An 18,692-nucleotide genomic window follows, 5' to 3' on the forward strand; every position below is an offset into this window, starting at 1 on the left:
GACGGGGTGGGCACGGGTGGGCTGGGCACGGCCGCAGGGCCGGCCGGGCTGGGCACGGCCGGGGGAGGCTCGTCCGAGCCGGTCGCGGCCAGGGCGAGTGGCGTGGCGATCAGGATCGCCGCCAGGGTGCTCACCGCCCCCACCGTCACCGTGGCGCGGCGTCGGTTGCGCACCCGCCGTTCCGCTCGGCTCAACTGGTCATGCACGATCGGTGCCTCCTCGGCCAGGTCGGTGAGGGTGGAGCGGATGAGGTGCTCGAAGGGTTCGGTCATCGCCGTACCTCCAGCCTGTCGACGTCCGGCAGCAGGTCGCGTAGTCGCTTCACCGCTCGATGGGTACGGCTGCGTACGGTCCCCACCGAGCAGCCCAGCAACTCGGCCACCCGGGCTTCGGGCAGGTCCTCGTAGTAGCGGAGGACCACCACCGCACGCTGTGTCGGTGGCAGGTGACGCAGCGCGGCCCGCATCGCCAAGCGCACGTCGGTGCCGCCGCTCGGGTCGCCGCCGACCGGTTCGTCGGCCGGGTTGAGCGGTGTCTCCCGCCACCGGCGAAGTCGCCGCCACCAGCTGATCTGCTCGCGGTACATCACCACCCGCAGATAGCCCTCGGGATCGGCGTGCCGGATGGTTCCCCACTTCGGGATGGTTCGCGCCAACGCCGACTGGAACAGGTCCTCGGCGGCGTTGCGGTCCCCGGTCAGCAGGTACGCGACCCGCATCAGCGCCGGAGTCCGGCTGCCGACGAACTCGGCCAGCCGCGCGCGCTCGTCCTCGTCCACCCACCACCCCCGTTTCGTTGTCACAGATACAGACGTCCCAGGTCATCGTCGCTATCCACGATCGGTGGGGTTTTTCGGCCCGAAAGTGTCGGTCGTGCCGGGTAGCGTCCGGCCACCAACTGAAGAAGGGGTGCGGCGGATGACGAGCGTGGCGGGTTGGGCGGCGGCGTCGACACCGGGTGCGTTCCCGCCGCTGCCCCGCGCGGTGGCGCAGTCCTTCTACCGCCGGATGCGGGCCGTCGCGCCGGCCGCCGTGGGCGCCATCGAACGGGACCGGGCGGGCGACCCCGAGCAGAGCTTCCCCGACACGGCCTGCGGCCGGTTGGCCGGCTCGCTCGACGACGCGGGCCTGCGGGCGCTCGGGATGTGGACGCACCACTGGTGCATGCGCTTCTACGACGACGACACGAGGGTCGGCCGGCGGTTGATCCGCGAGATCGCCGCGCGGCCGGGGCTGGGCTGGACGGCCGACGAGGTGCGTTGGATGCTGCGCGAGTCGGTCTCGGCCGGCCCGGCCGCCGCCGACCGGTTCACCCTGCCCCGGGCCGCCGCCGGGCAACTGCCCCCGGCCGACCGTCGGGCCCTGGGTCGTTGGCCCGAGGTCGAGGTGCCCCGCCAACGGCGGCCCGACCAGGTTGGTTGATCATGAGGCTGGCGGGGCTCGACCGCAACCCGCGGGTGGCGGTCGAGCCCCGCACCGAGCAAACCGGAGACCGGCTACGGCAGGATGGACGCCGCACCGCACCCGACGGAAGGACGCTTCGATGCCCGCCAGCGAGCCGACCATCATCGCCACCAGCATGGGTTTCTTCCGGGGCGACCGCGGGCCCTACGACCTGCGCCCCAGCCCGGTCTTCGAGCTGGCGGCCGAGTTGGCCGAGGCCGGTCCGCAGCCGCGGGTCTGCTACCTCGGGCAGGCCGTCGGCGACCAGCCCACCTCGCTGACCGCCGTCTACGGCGCGTTCGCCGACACCCGGTTCCGGCTGTCACACCTCGCCCTGTTCCCGATGCCGAACGTCGAGGACGTCCGCGCCCACCTGCTCGCCCAGGACGTGATCTGGGTCGGCGGTGGCAGCGTGGCCAATCTGGTCGCGGTGTGGCGGGTGCACGGGCTCGACGAGATCCTGCACGAGTGCTGGCAGGCCGGCGTGGTGCTGGCCGGCGTCTCCGCCGGCTCGATCTGCTGGCATGTCGGCGGTGCCACCGACAGCTTCGGCCCCCGGCTGCGCGGCTTCACCGAGGGCCTGGCCTGGCTGCCGTACGGCAACGGCGTGCACTACGACAGCGAGGGCCAGCGCCGCCCGCTCATGCACGAGCTGGTCGGTGACGGCACGCTCCCCACCAGCCACTGCACCGACGACGGCGTCGGCCTGGTCTACCGCGGCACCCAGCTGGTCGAGGCGATCGCGGACCGCGAGGGCGTCTCGGCGTACGAGGTCAGCCGCGGTGCGGACGGCAGCGTCCGGGAGGCCGTCATCGCCCCCCGCCGGCTCGGCTGAGCGTCACGCCTCCTCGACCGGCTGTCGGCGGTGCAGCACCGCGTCGAAGACCTGGGCCAGCTCGGCGGCGTCCTCCCCGGCGTGGTGCGTGTGCGGCATGTCGTGCAGGCCCAGCTGGTGCTTGATCGTGCCCTGGTGGGTCTTGGCCCACTCGCTGCCGGTCAACCCCATCCAGTAGCTGCGGAGATCAACACCGGAGCCGGTCGCACCGAACGGGCTGTGCCCGACGAAGCGGACGAAGTACCAGTGCACGAACATGCCGTCCCAGACGGCCGGGGCGGCGAGGAAGACCGGACGGCCGACCCGGCGCAGCTCGTCGACCCAGGCCGCTGCGGCGGACATCGCCTCCTGCGCGGTGGGCGCCTCCCGCAGCAGCCGGTTTCGGTCCAAGCCGGAGACGGCCAGCGCCGCCGGGACGAACTCGTCGGAGATGGGACGCAGTTCGGTGTAGAAGGTGAGGTCCGGGCGGCCGGCCACGGCCATGCCCAGCGAGATCATGCTGTACGGCCCGGGGATCGGCCCGTCCGCCTCCACATCGACAGCGATGTAGAGCTCAGGCAATGTCGAGGTCATCCCACCTCCAGCAGCGGAACATCGAACCGGGAGATTAGCAACGCCTGACGGGGCCCGGTGGGAGCGACGATCGACCACCGGCGGGGTGCCGCATCGGAGCCGCCTGGACCGGCCCGGTCGGCACCCGCGTAAGCTGGCCGGTCGTGAGTCTTTCCATCGGCATCGTCGGCCTGCCCAACGTCGGCAAGAGCACGCTTTTCAACGCGTTGACCAAGAACGACGTGCTGGCGGCGAACTACCCGTTCGCCACCATCGAGCCCAACGTCGGCGTGGTCGGGCTGCCCGACGAGCGGCTGGGCAAGCTGGCCGAGATCTTCTCCTCGCAGAAGGTGCTGCCGGCCCCGGTGTCGTTCGTCGACATCGCCGGCCTGGTCCGCGGCGCCTCCAAGGGGCAGGGCCGGGGCAACGCCTTCCTGGCCAACATCCGGGACGCCTCGGCGATCTGCCAGGTCGTCCGGGCCTTCTCCGACCCGAACGTGGTGCACGTCGACGGCAAGATCTCCCCGGCCGACGACATCGAGACGATCAACACCGAGCTGATCCTCGCCGACCTCCAGACCCTGGACAAGGCGCTGCCCCGGTTGGAGAAGGAGGCCAAGCTCCGCAAGGACCGGGCAGCCGCAGTCGCCGCCGCGAAGGCCGCGATCGAGGTGCTCGACGGTGGCACCACCCTCTACTCCGGGGCCGCCGCCGCCAAGATCGAGCTGGAGCACCTGCGCGAGCTGCACCTGCTCACCACCAAGCCCTTCCTGTACGTCTTCAACGTCGACGAGGCCGAACTGGCCAACGAGTCGTTCCTCGACGAGCTGCGCGCCCTGGTTGCCCCCGCCGAGGCCGTCTTCATGGACGCCAAGATCGAGTCTGAGCTGGTGGACCTGCCCGAGGAGGAGGCCCGCGAGCTGCTGGAGTCGATCGGGCAGAACGAGCCCGGCCTCAACCAGCTCGTCCGGGTCGGCTTCCGCACCCTCGGCCTCCAGACGTACCTCACGGCCGGCCCCAAGGAAGCACGCGCCTGGACCGTCCCGGTCGGCGCCACCGCGCCGGAGGCCGCGGGCGTCATCCACAGCGACTTCCAGCGCGGCTTCATCAAGGCCGAGGTCGTCTCGTACAACGACCTGGTCGAGTACGGTTCGATGGCGGCGGCCAAGGCGGCGGGCAAGGTCCGCATCGAGGGCAAGGAGTACGTCATGCAGGACGGCGACGTGGTGGAATTCCGCTTCAACGTCTGAAGCCGGCCCGTTGCCGCAGGTCAGGGGGTTGGTGCCTCGCCCTGGGGCACACCGGGGGCACAACCCCACGCCTCGTCGACGGCCCGGCGGGTGCGCTTCTCCGAGTTCGGCATCAGGTGACCGTAGGTCGACAGGACTAGCGTCGCGTTCTCGTGCCCCAGCCGTTCGGCCACGGTGATGACCGACTCTCCCTGCATCAGCAGGACCGAGGCGTAGTGATGGCGCAGGTCGTGGGTCGTGATGCTCTCCGGCAGGCCCGCATTCCGCAACGCCGCGCCGAAGATGAGCGTGCCGCAGCAGTCGTGCCGGTCAGTCCGAGGTCCGAATCTGCTCCAGGTAGGTCAGAGGTTCCCGACGGAACTCCATGAGCTCCCGCAGCGCGTCCTTCTCCGCAGTGGTGATCACAACGTCCTCCTCCGACAGGGCGCCGACGAGCGTCGGGATCGCCAGGTCCCAGGCCCCGGCGCCTCCGGCGGTCAGGACGATCGGTCGGTAATTCGGGCTGATCTTGGGTGCGAGCTGGTCGGTGATCCGGCGGCTGAGCCGGTAGAAATCGATGACTTCCATGGGTCTCCCGTGGGTTCGGTGGCTAGGCCGGCGGGTTGGTGGTGACGCCCTCGCCGCTGATGGGGAAGCCGCCGGAGATGCTGCCGTCCTTGTCCAGGGTAACGACGCAGGTGATGCCGTCGCGGGTGCCGCTGACGACCCAGCCGTCGCCCTGGGGACGCGCCTGAGGGCGGCTGTCGGGGTTGGCGGCGATGCTCTTGAACCAGCCCTCGACCTGCTCCTTGGTGGTGCCGGGCGGGAAGAGCGTCTTGCCGGGCTCGGTGGACGAGGGCTTGTGGTTGCCACTGCCCATGCCGTCGCCGTCCCAGATCTTGTCCATAGCCCCGTCGCCCATCTGACCGAAGCGGTGCATGTCGTACTTGGCGTCGGTGAAGTCGGGGTCGTCCCAGGGGTTGGTCTTCTTGGGCGCCTCGGGCTCGGATGTGTCGGCGCCCTTCGGATGGCCCTCCTCGGCGCGCTCGATGCCGTGCTGCTGGGCTGGTCCCACGCGCTTGGGCATCATGCCGGGGCTGAACTTGGAACGCTTGGGGCCATCGCCGTCACCGCCGTGCGGTGGGGTTGGGCCTGAGGGGTGCTTGTGGAGGCCCGCAACAGCGAACAGGACCACCAGGACGGCGGTGGTCCGCAGAGCCGCCATGAGTTGTCGCATCGAGGGCCGCCTAGACGTCGAGGAGTGCGCGAAGGGCGGAGAGGCTGGTGATCAGGCCCATCAGCCAACCGAAGATGCGGCCGGTCCAGCGGACGACGGCGATTGCGAGCTGGGAGGCGACCAGCGGTGTGGCGAAGCCGAGAGAGAAGACCACCTCGGCCAGCCACACCACGACCTTGGCGATGCAGTCGGCGATGAAGGCGCGCACGACCTCCCGCACCGTCTGCACCAGGATTCCCGCGCCACGGGTCGCGGCACCCATGCCGGCGGCCGTGCCCGCGAAGATCCCGGCGACGTCGATGTTGATGGTCAGGATGTCGCGGTAGGCGTCGGCTGCGGCGCCCTGCCAACTGTCGAGGTCGCCAACCAGCCGCGCCTTGAGGTCCTCGGCGATGGAGAACAGCTCATTGGCCATGTTGTCCCAGGTCAAGGCGTGCGTCTCGATGGTCTCGGGATCACCGGCGAGCCAGTCGAGGGCCTGCTTCAGTGGCTCTACCTGCTCGATGGCCCACTCGATGCCCATCGACAGGAGCGTGCTGAACGGGTCGATGGCGATGGCCGCCCCGTCGAGAGCGGCGCCCAAGCCCGCGACTGAGCCGTCGATCCAGCTGCCGGAGTCGATGGCGTCCTTGATGCCCATGTAGTCGTCGGCGAGCGGCAGGCCGGTCCAGCCGTCGCGGTGCGCGGCGCTTGTCGAAGCGATGTCGGAGGTCGTGGCGACCAATGGGTTGCTCATGAGAGGGCGCCGGGCCGGCTCAGGTCGCGGAGTGGAAGGAGTTGAAGCCGTCGGTGGTCGACCCCTCGGTCCGCTCGTAGGCGTCGGCGTTCTTCTTGATTCCCGCGGCGAGCAGCTCGATGTTCTCGGCGAGCATCCCCACGCCCTTGTCCTGGTCCCGGTGGCGTCCCTCCAGGATGGGCGGTAAGAACTGGCAGAGCTGTCCGTACGCCTCGTCGGCCTGGAAAATGGTGCCGCTCGCGGCCATGACGGCGGCGAAGCGGTCGTGAATGGCCGACATGGCCGTGGCGTGCGCGCGCAGCGCCTCGACGTCGACCTCGAACCCCCCGTGCATCAGTATCGCCCCTCTTCGTCCTCGGTGTCGGCGGTCCGGAATCCGGCCAGCAGGGCCCGGCCGGTCGCCGAGTCGGCGCCGACCGTCTCCCGCACGACTTCGGCGGCGGCCTCGGCGAGCTTGACCCGCGCATTGCGATAGGCGCCCATGATCGCCTGCTGCGTCTGCTCCAGGCTCACGCGCTGCACCCGCGCGGAGAGCCGGACGTCGGCCATCGCCCCCGTGGAGTCGACGGTGACCTCGACGATCCCGTGGGCGTCGCTGGCCGTGACCCGCAGCGCGCGCAAGCCGGCACTGGCGGCCTGCGTGTCGGCGGCCCGGCGCACGGCATTGGCCTGCCATGCCTCCAGGCGTTCCCGCGCATCCTCGGCGTCCAACAGCGGATTACCCATCGCGCCTCCGTTTCCGTTGCCGAGCAGGGGATTTAGAGGCGTCAGTGTAGCCGCGGCCCGCCCACCAGGATTGCCGAGCGAATGCGGCGTGATCCGGTCCATGTGGATCGCGGCGACGTGGGTGCTGATGATCGCCTTCTTCGGACCTGCTCGACCTGGCGGCGGTGTTCGGCCCAGGGAGCGCCCACCACCTGGGCGGCCAGGTGTGATGAGCCCGGTCAGCGCCTTCCGGAGGTCCGCAAGCGCAGCTTTCCTGTCTGGCCAGGACTCGCGGTGGGCAGGCCGGCCGCCTTGGCAGCGTCGAGCAGACGCCGGCCGTAAGTGACGAAGGCAACTAACTCCGCTCCGGACTCGTTGGTAAGAACCTGCGCGATCGCCAGATGAATGGCGTCGAGACTGCGCAGCGTCGGCTCGGCGAAGCATCGGGCCGTCAAACGCTGACCAGAGATAACCAGCGACGACCAGCGGCCCCGCGTAGCGACCAGTTGGAATCAGCGCAGGAACGTGAAGATGGTTCCGGTGGGGTCAAGGGGCTGTGGAGGGCTGTCGAGCCGGTGAACGCCCACGGAGAACTGCACGTCGTCCGGGGCATGAAAGGCGTGCTCCACGAAGCCGGCATCTCGAAGCCAGTCCCGTAGTGCTGGTGTCAGGTCCGGATCTCGCCTCGCCCTGGTCCAGATCACGGTAGCGCTCTCGGCGCACAGTTGGGGCAGGGCGGCAACGGTCCGCTCCACGTCGGCGTCCGAAATGTTTCCGAAGACTCCAACCATGAGCACCAGATCGGCTGGGACCGCCCCCGCATACGAAGAGAGTTGGCCCGCGTCCGCCCGCCTGATCACGATTTTGGTGAGCCCGGCCTGATCGGCGGCGGTCCGAGCGGCAGCGACGTTGCCCGGGTCGTACTCAAGCAGGGTTCCGCGTACACGTTGGACATCAGGCCTTGAGGCGAGGACACCGATGAGGTCATGGCCCTGTCCCGCGCACGCGCTCACCACAGTCAGCCGCTCGGCGGAGCGCTGATCAAGCCACGCGGCAATGTGCTGCTGGGCCAGCCGCAGCCGACGCGAGAGCGGGGAGGCTTCGTCGGCGTAGGGCTCATGCCACACCTGCCAGGGAGTCCGGGCGGTCATCTGGGCCATCCTTACCTGTGGATGTCGAACCGGAGGGGGGTTCCAAGGCAACGCCTTGCGCCATCCAGGCAGCTCTTCCAGCCAGCAGCGGTCCTCGATGTGATCCATTGCCGTGATCTGTCGGCGGGTCGCCGGGGCCGGAAGGGTGGTTGGTCACGCTTCGCCCTTGTCGCGGGTCGCGAGATTGCCCTGAGTCGGCCGTCGCCTGCTCGGCTTGCGTTTCCTTCCGGGCCTGGGGCTGGCGAACTGTCGTCGGCGTTGTTCTCGCTGTTGCCGCTGCCAGTCGCGTTGTCGGCGGTCTCGTCGTCGCCCGAGGAAGCGGCCGACCACGGCGGTCAGCATCGTCCCGGCCAGGATCAGACCCGCCATCCCGATCACGCCTTGCAGCCGGCCTCGATTCCCACTCAGCACGCCGAAGTCGGTGACGAAATCGTCCGGGTCGTCGGGGTTAATCCAGATCCGCACCGCACTGCCCGCCGGTAGGCAGACCTCCCAACAGCCAACCTCGGCCTGACGCTGGGCACCGGCGAATTCGTAGCGCAGGTGCATCGTGTTGCTGTTCCGCCGCTTGTGCACGAGTTCATCGACGACTGCCTGCGCTGGCACGCCATCGACCCGCAGTCGGCTTTCCCAAGCGTCGTTGTCCTGAAAGGTCTTGAAGGGCAGCCAGATCATGACCATCCCGACCGCGAGGCCCAATACGTAGACGGGGTAGCGGGCACGCCAACAGCTCCGCAAGATCTGCACGGTGGTCATGGTCGCAGTCGATGTCGACAAGCGGCGGTAGGTTGACCGGATGACGGAACAACTGCTCCGATCGTCGTTCGGCGCGGCGGCGACCGCGTACGCCGAGCACCGTCCGGATTACGCGCAGGCCGCGGTGCGGTGGGCGCTGGAGGCCGCCCCCGGTCTACGCGTGCTCGACCTGGGCGCCGGCACCGGCAAGCTGTCCGCGACGTTGGCGGCGCTGGGCGCGGACGTCGTGGCGGTCGAGCCCGACCCGGCGATGCTCACCGAGCTACGCCGTGCGCTGCCGACCGTCAGTGCCCTGCCGGGTAGCGCCGAGGCCATCCCGTTGCCGGACGGGTCCGTCGATGCCGTGCTGGCCGGCAACGCCCTGCACTGGTTCGACATGGCCGTCGCGGGCGCGGAGATCGCCCGGGTCCTCGCGCCCGGCGGTGTCCTGGCCGGTTTGTGGAACATCATGGACGACCGGATCGACTGGGTTGCCGGGCTCGAACGGGTCAGCGGGAGTGCGGCCATCGGCCCGCGTGACACGTTGAGCAGTTGGCGCGCCGCGACGGCGGACATGCTCGTTCCGAGCCCCGGCCTGATCGCCCGGTTCGGGTCGGCAGAGCAGGTCGAGTTCCCGCACGGGCAGCGCCGTACCGCCGACTCGCTCGTCGCGACGCTCGCGACGCGGGCCGGGATGCTGGTCATGCCGGACGAGGAGCGAGAGGCCACCCTCGGCCGGATCCGCTCCTTCCTCGGGAGCCGACCCGAAACCGCCCACGGCGAGTTCACGCTGCCGATGCTGACCGGCGTGCTGCGCGCCCGCCGGAGCTGACGGTCGCAGACCTGGTGAACCGGCATCGCTCGGGGGCGTTGAACGCTGCGCTGGCAGGTGCCGAGGTGGCGCTGGTGGGCCTGTTCTCGGCGAAGGACAGGGAGTTCGAAAGCAAGCTCAATCTGCTGGCCAGCGTGGTGGAAGCCCACGGTGGCCAGGTCGTGAGCCGGCACGTGCAGCGGCGGGGTGTCTCTTCCGGCGGTGCGGACAAGATGGGCGACCCGTTCTCGCGGCGGACGTTGCTCAGCCCCGGTAGGGCCCGTGAAATCGCCGAGGCCTGCCGGCAGCGCGGGGTCGGCGTCGCGGTGTTCGCGAACCCCTTGACCGACCACCAGAGGGCCGTCCTCGCGGACATGTTCGGCTGTCCCGTCCTGACTGGCGAGGACCTCTGACAGGTCACGGACGGGCGGCCTTCTCGCCATGGACGACTGCGTACTCCGCGGCGAGCCAGGGCCCAAGGTCGTCGATGAGTTCGCGGAGCACACTCGGAACCGGCGAGGGCGTGCGGCCGATAACGGCAGCTCTCCGCATCTGCTCCGCTCGTTCCGGATAGTGGAGCCCGAACGCCTCGGCGGACTGGGTGAGGTCGCTCGTCCAGCCTCCCCACCGCGGCATGATCAGCGTGAACCCCGTCCTGACGATGCGCCGCGCGACGACCCGGCTGAGGGCCTTCCGTTGCTGGTCGGTGTTCGCTTCGGCGGCCTGGCGGCGCCATCCCGGAAGCGCAAGGGACAGGTCGCCGTTCGTCTCGCGGGCGAGCAGGGGAGTGGGCCGGTAGCGGGGGAGTTGGTCGGCGAGGTCGTCGCCCAGCAGGGGGGTGCACAGGCAGGCGACGAAGAAGCCGAGGTCGTACCGCTCAAGCTCGCTGAGCAGCGTACGTGCACTGAACAGCAGGATGCCCACGCCGTCGATCTGCGGAAAGGACCGGTCGAGGTCTTGCTCGATCCTGGTGGCAGCCGCCCGGTCGGCCTCGGTTGGTTCGGTGCGTAGGGCGAGGAGCAGGTCGAGGTCGGAGACGCCGAGGATGGCGGTGCCGCGGGGGATGCTGCCGTAGATGTAGGCGCTGTGCAGCAGATCACCGTCGAACGACTCGGCTATCCGAGCGCGTGCCGCGTCGACAACACCGGCGAAGGCGGCCGGGACCCGGCTCAGTGCACCCTCACGCGTAATGCAGCCCTCGACGTCCAGTCCTCTTCCGGCCATGGCGACACTCTGCCGGAGCTGGCGAGCACGTTCAGCCCCGCCCGGGCGACTTCGGCGCCCTACTGCTCGGCCCAGGCGCCCAGCTCGTTGCCGCTGGGGTCGGTGAAGTGGAACCGCCGGCCTCCGGGGAACTCGTACGGCCCGTTCACCACCTGGCCGCCGGCCTCCTTGACGGCCTGCACGGACCGGTCCAGGTCGGTGGAGTAGAGCAGCACGAGTGGGCCGCCCGCCCGGACTTCCCCGTCCAGACGGAGACCGCCGACCTCGGGCGCGGCGTCGCCGTGTGGGCTGCGGATGCCGGCGTACTCCGGCCCGTAGTCGTTGAACTGCCAACCGAACGCGTCGGCGTAGAAGCGCTTGGCCACGGCGAGGTCGGTCACCGTGAGCTCGACGTAGTCGATGGCGTGGTGTCGGTGCGGCGATGACTCAGACATGCGCCGATCGTGCACCCCGGGTACGACGAAACCGCGACGCGCAACGAAAGGTTGCGCGATGGGTGCGGGCTGTCGTAGGTTGAGTGCAACCAAAGGTTGCGAAAGGTTGTGGGCATGGAACAGGGAACGATCGAACGCGACATCCACGTCGACGCGTCCCCCGAAGTCGTCTTCGAGGTGGTCAGCCAACCCGAGCACATGCGGGAGTGGTGGCCCGACGACGCGCGGTTCGAGTCCGTCGCCGGCGCGCCCGGTGAGCTGGTGTGGCGCGACGCCGACACCGGCGAGACGAAGACCGTCGAGCTCGCCGTCGTCGAGGTCGACCCGCCGAAGCGGTTCTCCTTCCGGTGGTGCTTCACCGAGCCGCACCGGAGCGGGCAGGCGCTGTTCGTCACCTTCGACCTGGTGCCCAGCGGCACCGGGACGCTGATCCGGATGACCGAGACCGGATTCCGCGAGCTGGGTTGGGAGGTCGCCGTCCTGGAGGAGCAGTACCGCGACCACGGGAACGGTTGGGACCACTACATGCCCCGGCTGGGCGAGTACGTCGCGCGGCTGGTCGCGACCCCGTGAGCGTGGTGGTCGACGACGAGTTGTGGTCGGCGATCGGCGACCCGATCCGGCGTACGATGATCGATCTTCTTCTCGCCGACGGTCCGGGCACGGCCACCTCGTTGAGCAGGCGGCTACCCGTCACCCGTCAGGCCGTCTCGAAGCACCTGGCGGTCCTCGACCGGGTTGGGCTGATCCACGCCGAACCGGCCGGTCGCGAGCGCCATTACCAGGTGGACGAGGCGCAACTCGCCCGCGCGGTCGCCCAGTTGTCGGCGGTCGGCTCCACCTGGGACGCCCGACTCCGCCGGATCAAGCGGATCGCCGAGGCGATCGAACGCACCCGCACCAACGACGAAGGAGACTGAGAATGGTCGACATCATGCACCGGGTCGGCGTCGTCGCTCCGCTCGACGACGTCTACCGGGCGGTGGCCACGCCGGAGGGCATCGCCGCCTGGTGGACCACCGACACGGTGGGCAAGAGCGAGGTCGGTGGACAGTTGGCCTTCCGGTTCGGCGATGCCGGCGGCTTCGACATGGAGGTCCTGGAGCTGAACCCCGCCGGGCGGGTGCGGTGGCGCGTCGTCGACGGCCCAGAGGAGTGGGTCGGCACCGAGGTCGACTGGCGTCTCGACCAGCGCGGCGAGTACACGATCGTCCAGTTCGCGCACCAGGGCTGGCGCGAGCCGGTCGAGTTCATGCACCACTGCAGCACCAAGTGGGCGCTGTTCCTGATGAGCCTCAAGGAGCAGGTGGAGACCGGCCACGGCCGACCGGCCCCGGACGACGTGCGCATCAGCGACTGGCACTGACCTCGGTGACGGCTGCATCGCCGGGCAATCGCGGACTCCGCCTGGAGATCGCGATTGCCCCGGCGACCAGGCCGAGGGCCACGATCGCCACGGCGCAGAGCAGCAGCGTCGGGCGGGGGCCGATGGCACCCACCAGCGGCCCGCCCAGCATGGTGCCCAGCGGCACCGCCAGCACGAGGATGGCACCGTTCGCGGCGAGCACCGCGGGCAGTCGGGCGGTCGACGTGCTGCGCTGGAACAGCGCCATCGACGTGGACATGTACGGCGCCCAGATGAAGCCCGCCAGGGCGAACGCCGGCAACGACACGCCGACCGGTACGCCCAGGCCGAGCGGCAGCATGGCAACGCCGAACGCGACGACGATGCCGATGGTGGTGGCTCGCAGTGGCCAGCGGCGGAGGTAACCGGCGACCAGACCCCCGGCGAGACCGCCGGCGCCGAACGCGGTTGTAGTAGGCGCCGAGCAGCGTCGCGGAGGCGTGCAGGTCGTCGGTGATGTGGATAGGCATCGCCACGTACACCGGTCCGAAGAGGAAGAAGAACCCGAGGCTCAGCACCAGCAGGCCCAGCAGGGCCGGGTTCTGCCGGATGACCGCGAAGCCGGCCGTCCGCGAAGCGCCGCTCTCGGACCGTGCGGGTCCGTCGTTGGCGGGAAGGGCGAGGCGGTACGTGAGGGCCAGCGCGGCGAAGGTGGCAGCGTCGATGGCGATGACCCAGACCGGCCCCACCCAGCCGATCAGGATGCCCGCCAGTGGCGGGCCGACGATCGTGGCGAACCCTCCGATGGTGCTGAGCACGGCATTGGCCGGCAGATGGTGTCGCTGCGGCAGCAGTTCGGCGATCAGGGTGAATCGGCCGGCGGAACCCCACGAATGCAGCAGCGCCGACGCGGCCAGCAGAACCACGTACAGCCCGATGGTGAGCACGCCGGCGAGGTGGGCGAGGGGGATCGCCGCGAGCGCGCCGGCCCGCAGGATGGCGTCCCACCCGGCGAGTTGGGCACCGCTACGCCCGCGCAGCAGCCGGCCGAAGACGACAGTCCCGGCCGCGCTGGGCAGGGTGTACGCCGCCATGGCCACCGCGATCCAGGTGCCGCGCTGACCGTGCGGGGCGAGTTGGATGGCGAGCCAGGTCACCGCGACCACCGCCAGGCCGTCACCCAACGCGGAGACGGCGAGCCCGGGCAGAACGCGCCGGAGCTGAGGGTGACTGACCACCGGCCAGTACGGAGAGGAGCGCGGGAAACGGGAGGCGTCCGGCATGCTGTCAGCTCACCCGGCGCGGGACCTGCGGATCAACACCTACTGCTACCAGCAGAATCAGCCAAGGGCGGAAGGCTCGACTTACCGGTCCGGACCGTCGTTATCGCGGGCAGCGCGGAAGGACGAGGCGGGAGACCGACTCGGGTTCCTTGAAGTCGGGGCGATGACACCCCGACTTTCCGGAAACCCGAGCCGATCAAACCGCTACTCCGCCCGGTAGACGGAGATGTGCGACGGGCTGTCGGCCCGGAACGGTCGTCGGTGCCAGTCGGCGTACCGCTCGGTGAGCCGGAGCCCGGCCTGCTGCGCCATCTCGTCGATCTGGTGCGGCCAGGCATACCGCATGGCGAACGGCTTCAGGTGCACACCGTCCGCGTCGAACGTGATCGTCTGCCGGATGAACCGCTGCGCCGGCCGGTCGTACCGGTGCAGTCGGATCGTCGCGCAGTCCTCGGTCACGGCACGTACCTGCACCTGCTCGTCCGAGTCGAAGCTGCGCGGGTCGGGCACGAACGTCTCGATGACGAACGCGCCGCCGGGCGACAGCACCCGGGCGACGTTGCGGAAGCAGTCCGCCTGCCGCTCGGCGTCCACCAGGTTGAACAGGGTGTTGAAGACCAGGTACGCGAGCCGGAACTCACCGGCCACCGGCACGTCCGCCATGTCGGCGACGACCACCGGGATCCGGTCGCCGCCGGGTTTCGCCCGCAGCTGCGCGAGCATCTCCTCGGACGCCTCGACGCCGTGCACGGCGAGGCCACGTTCGGCCAACGGCAGCGCGACCCGGCCGGTGCCGATCGCCAGTTCGAGAACCGGGCCGCCGTCGGCCAGGTCGGCCAGGAAATCAACGGCGGGGACCGGGTCGGGGTTGCCTGGGCCGTCGTAGTCGGCAGCCCAGAGCCGGCCGAAGAGGCCGGGATCGTCGAAGACCGACATCAGCGGCCTCCGAGGTTGGGGTCAGTGGCGCCCGGCAGCGTCAGGGGAACAGTTCTGCTCACGAAGTCTCGATTCCTCGGGTCGGATGAGGGTTGGTTCGGGGGACTTCGTCGTGTTGGGCATGGCGGCTGCTCCCTTCGCGCGGCTGTCGACCGAGGACACCAGAGACACCGCGGGCCCGGCAAGGCAATTACGCCAGCCGGGCCCACGACGGGACGTGTGGTCAGGAGATGTGGTGCAGGATCACGTTGTGCACGTGGTGGCTCTTCTGCGCGCCACGGAACTCCACCTCATAGGTGTGCGTGCCGACGTGGATGGCGATGGCGCCGGTGGAGAAGAACGAACCACCCCACGACTTGTTGCTGACCACGCTCACGCTGGTGATCTTCGAGTACGGGATGCTGGTGATCGCGAACCGCTTCCCGACGAAGGACCGGTCCTGGATGATCACGCGGCGGTCGGTCAGCCCGATGAACCCGGTGCCGGTGCCGACGGCGTCGTAGACGGCGATGATCTGCTCGCCTTCGAGGAGGCCACTCTCAATCTGCTGGACCTGCTCTTTGCGGTCGTACGCGATGTTCGCCATGTGATCCAGGCTAGAAAACCGGTGCCAACGTGCCCACCCGGGCGAGGACCACGAACTCGCCGTCGCCGTGGCCGACGGGCTCGCCGTGCCATCCCCCGTGAACGCGATCCACGATGAAGCCCGCCCTGGTCAGAGAGGTGCGCAGCTCGACCTCGGTGCGGAAGCGCAGGCTCGCCGAGCTGAGGAGTTCTTCCCCGTCGTCGAAGTGGTAGTGGTGGGTGAAGTCGACCACTCCGTCGCGTACCCCGGTGACCTCGGTCCACGCGCGGACCTCGCCGCCGTCGGGCAGCGTGACCAGCCGGTGCGAGTCCACCGGGTTCCACCGCTCCCAGCGACGGTCCGCCGGGTCGCGGGCGTCGAACACCAGCCGGCCGCCGGGCACCAGCGCCCGGGCCAGGTCGGCGAGGGTACGCGCCCACTCCGCATCGTCCACGAAGAACTGCGCGACGTGGCTGGTCAGCACCGCTACGTCGAACGCCCGCTCCGGCAGCTGCGCCGAGGTGCCCGCGAGCCAGGTCACCCGCGCACCACCCGGCTTGGCGCGGGCGGCGGTCAGGGACGCGTCGGCCGGGTCCACACCGGTGACGGTGTGGCCGGCGGCGGCGAGGGCAATGGTCAGCGGACCGGTGCCGCAGCCGAGGTCGAGCACTCGGGCAGCCGGGGTCTCGTCGACCACCGTCTGGAAGAAGTCGTCGTCCGGCCCCCACCGGCACTCCGCGTCGTACACCTGGACCAGCCGTTGGTGGCGGAACTCGGCGTGCCTCATCGGGGGTTCGCGTCGGTCGCGGCGCGGACGAACTCGCGTACCCGGGTGGTGGTGTTGCTGGCCAGCCAGACCGGCCCTCGTTCGATCGGTGGCGCGTTGTGGATGGGCACGTACGCCACGTCGGGGCGCGGGTAGTAGCGCCGCGTGTGCTCGCCCACCGGCAGGACTCCGCGGCCCAGCGCGACCAGGGACAGCATCTCGGAGAACGTGTTCCCGGCGGGCCCCTTCGGCACCGGCCGACCGGACGGGGTGCGCTCCGGGGTGCGGTCCCGCTTGAACTCCACCGAGGTCACGGTGGGGTACTGCACCACCGGGTGGTCGGCGAGCACCTCCAACGACACCGACCGCTCCCGAGTGAGCGGGTGGCCCGTCGCCACCGCCAGCACCCGGTCCTCGGAGAGCAGCGCCGGGCCGGTGGCCATCCCGTCGAACGGGTACGAGGCGATCAACACGTCGGTCGAGCCGTCGAGCAGCCCCGATCGGGTGGTGGACAACTGCGCCTCGTGCACCTCCACCCGGCAGTCGGGGTGCCGTTCACCGAACAGGGCCACCGCCCGGAGCAGCACCGGCGCGGTCCACTCACCGAGGAACGCCACCCGTAGGGTCCCGGTCACGCCCCGGGCGGCGTCGGTCGCGCGGCGGACGGCCTCGTCCATGCCCGCCACCAGCGGGGCCAGCTCGTCGGCGAGCTGCCGGCCGATCGGGGTGAGCCGGACGACCCGACTGGTGCGTGCGAACAGCGGTGCGCCGATTCGGCGCTCCAGCTTCTTCACGATGTGGCTGACCCGGCCGGTGCTGACGGTCAGCCGCTCGGCGGTCCGGCCGAAGTGCAGCTCCTCCGCGAGCGTCAGGAACGTCTCGACCTCGTACCGCTCCAGCACATCGTTCCTATCGTTGACCTGTGGGCAACGATCGTAGCGGCATCAGGTCTTGGTCGGCGTCCCTCGTCAGAGGATCGTGAACGCGGCAGGAACAACCGAGCGAAAGGCTCTGACGTGACCATTGACGACTACCTGGCCGGCCTGGCCGGCCCACTGCGCGAGATCGGCGAGAAGCTGACGCCGATCATCACGGCGGCCCTTCCCGGGGCGACCGGGGCGATGTGGCACGGGCACCCGGTCTGGAGCCTGGGCGACCGGCCCGGCCAGCGCCCGGTCTGCCTGGTCAAGGCGTACGGGTCGTACGTCACCTTCGGGCTGTGGCGGGGGCAGGAGATCACCGACCCGTCGGGGCGGCTGATCCCCGGAGCGCGGGCGATGGCGGCGGTGAAGTTGCGCGACGTCGCCGACATCGACCCGGCCCTGTTCAGCGACTGGCTGCGCGCGGCGGCCCACCTGGAGGAGGCGTGAGCGCGGTGCGGGTAACCGGATTCGACCACCTGGTGCTGACCGTCGCCGACGTGGAACGGTCCCTGGACTTCTACTGCGGCCGGCTCGGGCTGGCACCCGTACGGGTCGACGAGTGGCGTGCCGGCAGCGTCCCGTTCCCGTCGGTGCGGATCAGCCCCGACAGCATCATCGACCTTGTCCGCGGTGAGCCGCAGGGCGCGAACGTGGATCACTTCTGCCTGGTGGTGGCACCACTGGACTGGGCGCAGGTGATCGAGTCGGCGGTCTTCACGGTGCTGACCGGGCCGGTCAGCCGGTTCGGCGCCCGCGGTTCGGCGACCTCGATCTACGTACGGGACCCGGACGGCAACTCGGTGGAGCTGCGCTGGTACCCACAGGACGCCGGGTCGGATTCGGAGACGGTCGTCAGCCCTCGGTGACCGCTCGGTACGCGTCCTCGATGCGGGCGGCCAACAGGACCTCGCCCTCGGTCAGGGGCTCGCCGCTGCCGTGCCCGACCCGGATCTGGGTGCTGTCGGCCCGGCGGCTGATCTCGGGTCGCAGATGCAGCGCATCCGCGACGACCTTGACCCGTTCAGTTAGTGCGGCGTGTTGGGTATCGTCGATCACGAGCGTCCGTCGGATCTGCTCGCCCTCGCGCGTCCAACCAGATAGCAAGGTCAACGCGTCGGAAAGGTAGTCGTGCTTGGCCCTGCTGTTGAACAGCACGCGCATCACCGCACCCCCCAAGCGCCGTTGCCGGCTTGTGGCCAAATCGTCGCCATCCCGTGTCTTGTCGGTGCCCCCTAGTCTCCCGCTGCTCGGAGGGGGTGTCCACGCCCACACTTCCGTGTCTTGCTGGCCTAGCGGCCGGCTACGGTACCCAAACCGCCGATTGATCTGGCACCCTGGACGCCCGTGCGGACCGAACGGGCGAATGATGGCGGGCAGGCCGAACGACGGGACCTGAAGGTGATCGTCGGTGCGGCGATCATCCGGGATGGGCGGGTGCTCGCCTGTGCGCGTTCCGCCCCACCTGAAGTAGCGGGCATGTGGGAGTTTCCGGGCGGAAAGGTCGAGCCGGGGGAGGCCGAGACCGACGCGTTGATCCGGGAGTGCGCCGAGGAGTTGGCCGTACGCGTCGAGATCGGCGCCCGGGTCGGCCGCAACGTACGGATGGCGCACGGCCGCTCGGTGCTCAAGGTGTACGCGGCCCGCCTGCTCGGCGACGACCAGCCACAGGCGCTGGAACACGAGGCGCTCCGCTGGCTCACCGCCGACGAACTGGACTCGGTCACCTGGCTCCCCGCCGACGCCCCCATCGTGGCAGCCCTCCGTCCCCTCCTGATCCCAACCC

The 18,692-nt window shown here is 70.0% G+C and carries 28 protein-coding genes and 2 pseudogenes; 11 read left to right on the plus strand and 19 right to left on the minus strand.

The genetic code is table 11. The annotated features are described in order from the left end of the window. Positions 1-272: pseudogene (locus tag DLJ58_RS24985) on the minus strand (hypothetical protein); the annotation flags it as partial. Further along, complete coding sequence (locus DLJ58_RS24990) at positions 269-778, minus strand: SigE family RNA polymerase sigma factor (RefSeq protein ID WP_091406289.1); 510 nt, start codon at positions 776-778, stop codon at positions 269-271. The pseudogene DLJ58_RS24985 and the gene DLJ58_RS24990, both read right to left, overlap by 4 nt. A 139-nt stretch (positions 779-917) precedes the next feature. Between DLJ58_RS24990 and DLJ58_RS24995 the strand changes: the two genes are divergently transcribed. Both DLJ58_RS24995 and DLJ58_RS25000 read left to right on the plus strand, forming a co-directional pair. Then, the gene (locus DLJ58_RS24995) at positions 918-1,421 is read left to right on the plus strand and encodes a hypothetical protein (RefSeq protein WP_244219115.1); all 504 of its coding nucleotides are present in this window, start codon (positions 918-920) and stop codon (positions 1,419-1,421) included. Between the two features lie 121 nt (positions 1,422-1,542). Then, entirely contained in the window at positions 1,543-2,277 is a 735-nt protein-coding gene (locus tag DLJ58_RS25000) for a Type 1 glutamine amidotransferase-like domain-containing protein (protein WP_112675753.1), read from the plus strand. Between the two features lie 3 nt (positions 2,278-2,280). On the opposite strand, the gene DLJ58_RS25005 is transcribed toward DLJ58_RS25000, so the two are convergent. Beyond that, entirely contained in the window at positions 2,281-2,850 is a 570-nt protein-coding gene (locus DLJ58_RS25005; protein ID WP_124859841.1) for an exonuclease, read from the minus strand. 143 nt (positions 2,851-2,993) lie between these two features. Here DLJ58_RS25005 and ychF point away from each other — a divergent pair, with 143 nt between their 5' ends. Beyond that, positions 2,994-4,079 (plus strand): redox-regulated ATPase YchF, encoded by a 1,086-nt coding sequence (gene ychF / locus DLJ58_RS25010; RefSeq protein WP_124859843.1) that lies wholly within the window; start codon positions 2,994-2,996, stop codon positions 4,077-4,079. 20 nt (positions 4,080-4,099) lie between these two features. Here ychF and DLJ58_RS25015 read toward each other — a convergent pair whose 3' ends face one another. From DLJ58_RS25015 to DLJ58_RS25055, 8 genes are all read right to left on the minus strand, one after another. Then, the gene (locus DLJ58_RS25015; protein WP_279635908.1) at positions 4,100-4,363 is read right to left on the minus strand and encodes a tyrosine-type recombinase/integrase; all 264 of its coding nucleotides are present in this window, start codon (positions 4,361-4,363) and stop codon (positions 4,100-4,102) included. Between the two features lie 25 nt (positions 4,364-4,388). Continuing rightward, on the minus strand, positions 4,389-4,646 hold the full coding sequence (locus DLJ58_RS25020; RefSeq protein ID WP_112625574.1) for a hypothetical protein: 258 nt from the start codon (positions 4,644-4,646) through the stop codon (positions 4,389-4,391). A 22-nt stretch (positions 4,647-4,668) separates the two neighbouring features. Further along, positions 4,669-5,295 (minus strand): EndoU domain-containing protein, encoded by a 627-nt coding sequence (locus tag DLJ58_RS25025; RefSeq protein ID WP_124859844.1) that lies wholly within the window; start codon positions 5,293-5,295, stop codon positions 4,669-4,671. A gap of 10 nt (positions 5,296-5,305) precedes the next feature. Beyond that, entirely contained in the window at positions 5,306-6,031 is a 726-nt protein-coding gene (locus DLJ58_RS25030; protein ID WP_124859846.1) for a WXG100 family type VII secretion target, read from the minus strand. A 19-nt stretch (positions 6,032-6,050) separates the two neighbouring features. After that, the gene (locus DLJ58_RS25035; RefSeq protein ID WP_124859848.1) at positions 6,051-6,365 is read right to left on the minus strand and encodes a hypothetical protein; all 315 of its coding nucleotides are present in this window, start codon (positions 6,363-6,365) and stop codon (positions 6,051-6,053) included. Further along, complete coding sequence (locus DLJ58_RS25040) at positions 6,365-6,757, minus strand: YbaB/EbfC family nucleoid-associated protein (protein WP_158629626.1); 393 nt, start codon at positions 6,755-6,757, stop codon at positions 6,365-6,367. The genes DLJ58_RS25035 and DLJ58_RS25040 overlap by 1 nt, the downstream gene beginning before the upstream one ends. Positions 6,758-7,248: 491 nt before the next feature. Then, complete coding sequence (locus DLJ58_RS25050; protein ID WP_124859852.1) at positions 7,249-7,887, minus strand: class I SAM-dependent methyltransferase family protein; 639 nt, start codon at positions 7,885-7,887, stop codon at positions 7,249-7,251. A 153-nt stretch (positions 7,888-8,040) separates the two neighbouring features. Further along, positions 8,041-8,643: a DUF3592 domain-containing protein gene (locus DLJ58_RS25055; protein WP_124859854.1), complete on the minus strand. Its 603-nt coding sequence runs from the start codon at positions 8,641-8,643 to the stop codon at positions 8,041-8,043. A gap of 40 nt (positions 8,644-8,683) precedes the next feature. On the opposite strand from DLJ58_RS25055, the gene DLJ58_RS25060 reads away from it, so the two are divergent. Beyond that, positions 8,684-9,454 (plus strand): class I SAM-dependent methyltransferase, encoded by a 771-nt coding sequence (locus DLJ58_RS25060; RefSeq protein ID WP_124859856.1) that lies wholly within the window; start codon positions 8,684-8,686, stop codon positions 9,452-9,454. 65 nt (positions 9,455-9,519) lie between these two features. Next, on the plus strand, positions 9,520-9,846 hold the full coding sequence (locus DLJ58_RS25065) for an HflX-like GTP-binding protein (protein WP_208741321.1): 327 nt from the start codon (positions 9,520-9,522) through the stop codon (positions 9,844-9,846). A gap of 4 nt (positions 9,847-9,850) precedes the next feature. Here DLJ58_RS25065 and DLJ58_RS25070 read toward each other — a convergent pair whose 3' ends face one another. Continuing rightward, a complete protein-coding gene (locus DLJ58_RS25070; RefSeq protein ID WP_124859858.1) occupies positions 9,851-10,657 on the minus strand; it encodes a nucleotidyltransferase family protein in 807 nt (268 codons plus the stop codon). A 59-nt stretch (positions 10,658-10,716) separates the two neighbouring features. Further along, on the minus strand, positions 10,717-11,091 hold the full coding sequence (locus DLJ58_RS25075; RefSeq protein ID WP_124859860.1) for a VOC family protein: 375 nt from the start codon (positions 11,089-11,091) through the stop codon (positions 10,717-10,719). 114 nt (positions 11,092-11,205) lie between these two features. Between DLJ58_RS25075 and DLJ58_RS25080 the strand changes: the two genes are divergently transcribed. Genes DLJ58_RS25080 through DLJ58_RS25090 form a run of 3 tightly spaced genes read left to right on the plus strand, consistent with a single transcriptional unit; the run spans position 11,206 to position 12,457 of the window. After that, positions 11,206-11,664, plus strand: coding sequence for an SRPBCC domain-containing protein (locus DLJ58_RS25080; RefSeq protein WP_124859862.1), 459 nt, complete (start codon positions 11,206-11,208; stop codon positions 11,662-11,664). After that, positions 11,661-12,011, plus strand: a complete 351-nt coding sequence (locus DLJ58_RS25085; RefSeq protein WP_124859864.1) for an ArsR/SmtB family transcription factor — start codon at positions 11,661-11,663, stop codon at positions 12,009-12,011. Before DLJ58_RS25080 ends, DLJ58_RS25085 begins: the two co-directional genes overlap by 4 nt. 2 nt (positions 12,012-12,013) lie before the next feature. After that, complete coding sequence (locus DLJ58_RS25090; protein WP_124859866.1) at positions 12,014-12,457, plus strand: SRPBCC family protein; 444 nt, start codon at positions 12,014-12,016, stop codon at positions 12,455-12,457. Here DLJ58_RS25090 and DLJ58_RS35200 read toward each other — a convergent pair. The 5 genes and pseudogenes from DLJ58_RS35200 to DLJ58_RS25115 form a co-directional block, all read right to left on the minus strand. Continuing rightward, positions 12,441-13,719: pseudogene (locus DLJ58_RS35200) on the minus strand (MFS transporter). The gene DLJ58_RS25090 and the pseudogene DLJ58_RS35200 overlap by 17 nt on opposite strands. Positions 13,720-13,923: 204 nt before the next feature. Further along, positions 13,924-14,655 carry a class I SAM-dependent methyltransferase gene (locus DLJ58_RS25100; RefSeq protein ID WP_124859868.1) on the minus strand — a complete coding sequence of 244 codons (732 nt, stop codon included), beginning with the start codon at positions 14,653-14,655 and terminating at the stop codon, positions 13,924-13,926. 223 nt (positions 14,656-14,878) lie between these two features. After that, positions 14,879-15,241, minus strand: coding sequence for a PH domain-containing protein (locus tag DLJ58_RS25105; protein ID WP_030337500.1), 363 nt, complete (start codon positions 15,239-15,241; stop codon positions 14,879-14,881). A gap of 10 nt (positions 15,242-15,251) precedes the next feature. Then, positions 15,252-16,007, minus strand: a complete 756-nt coding sequence (locus tag DLJ58_RS25110; RefSeq protein ID WP_124859870.1) for a class I SAM-dependent methyltransferase — start codon at positions 16,005-16,007, stop codon at positions 15,252-15,254. Beyond that, positions 16,004-16,888 carry a LysR family transcriptional regulator gene (locus DLJ58_RS25115; RefSeq protein ID WP_124859872.1) on the minus strand — a complete coding sequence of 295 codons (885 nt, stop codon included), beginning with the start codon at positions 16,886-16,888 and terminating at the stop codon, positions 16,004-16,006. The genes DLJ58_RS25110 and DLJ58_RS25115 overlap by 4 nt, the downstream gene beginning before the upstream one ends. A gap of 114 nt (positions 16,889-17,002) precedes the next feature. On the opposite strand from DLJ58_RS25115, the gene DLJ58_RS25120 reads away from it, so the two are divergent. Both DLJ58_RS25120 and DLJ58_RS25125 read left to right on the plus strand, forming a co-directional pair. Beyond that, positions 17,003-17,356: a DUF1801 domain-containing protein gene (locus tag DLJ58_RS25120; RefSeq protein WP_124859874.1), complete on the plus strand. Its 354-nt coding sequence runs from the start codon at positions 17,003-17,005 to the stop codon at positions 17,354-17,356. 5 nt (positions 17,357-17,361) lie between these two features. Further along, entirely contained in the window at positions 17,362-17,775 is a 414-nt protein-coding gene (locus DLJ58_RS25125; protein ID WP_167493737.1) for a VOC family protein, read from the plus strand. On the opposite strand, the gene DLJ58_RS25130 is transcribed toward DLJ58_RS25125, so the two are convergent. After that, positions 17,762-18,070: a 4a-hydroxytetrahydrobiopterin dehydratase gene (locus DLJ58_RS25130; protein ID WP_124859878.1), complete on the minus strand. Its 309-nt coding sequence runs from the start codon at positions 18,068-18,070 to the stop codon at positions 17,762-17,764. The genes DLJ58_RS25125 and DLJ58_RS25130 overlap by 14 nt on opposite strands. A 183-nt stretch (positions 18,071-18,253) precedes the next feature. Here DLJ58_RS25130 and DLJ58_RS25135 point away from each other — a divergent pair. Then, positions 18,254-18,692: (deoxy)nucleoside triphosphate pyrophosphohydrolase (locus DLJ58_RS25135; RefSeq protein ID WP_148098009.1), on the plus strand; the 439-nt coding region annotated here is incomplete at its 3' end.

It is taken from the genome of Micromonospora arida (assembly GCF_003857035.1).
Lineage (GTDB): Bacteria > Actinomycetota > Actinomycetes > Mycobacteriales > Micromonosporaceae > Micromonospora > Micromonospora arida.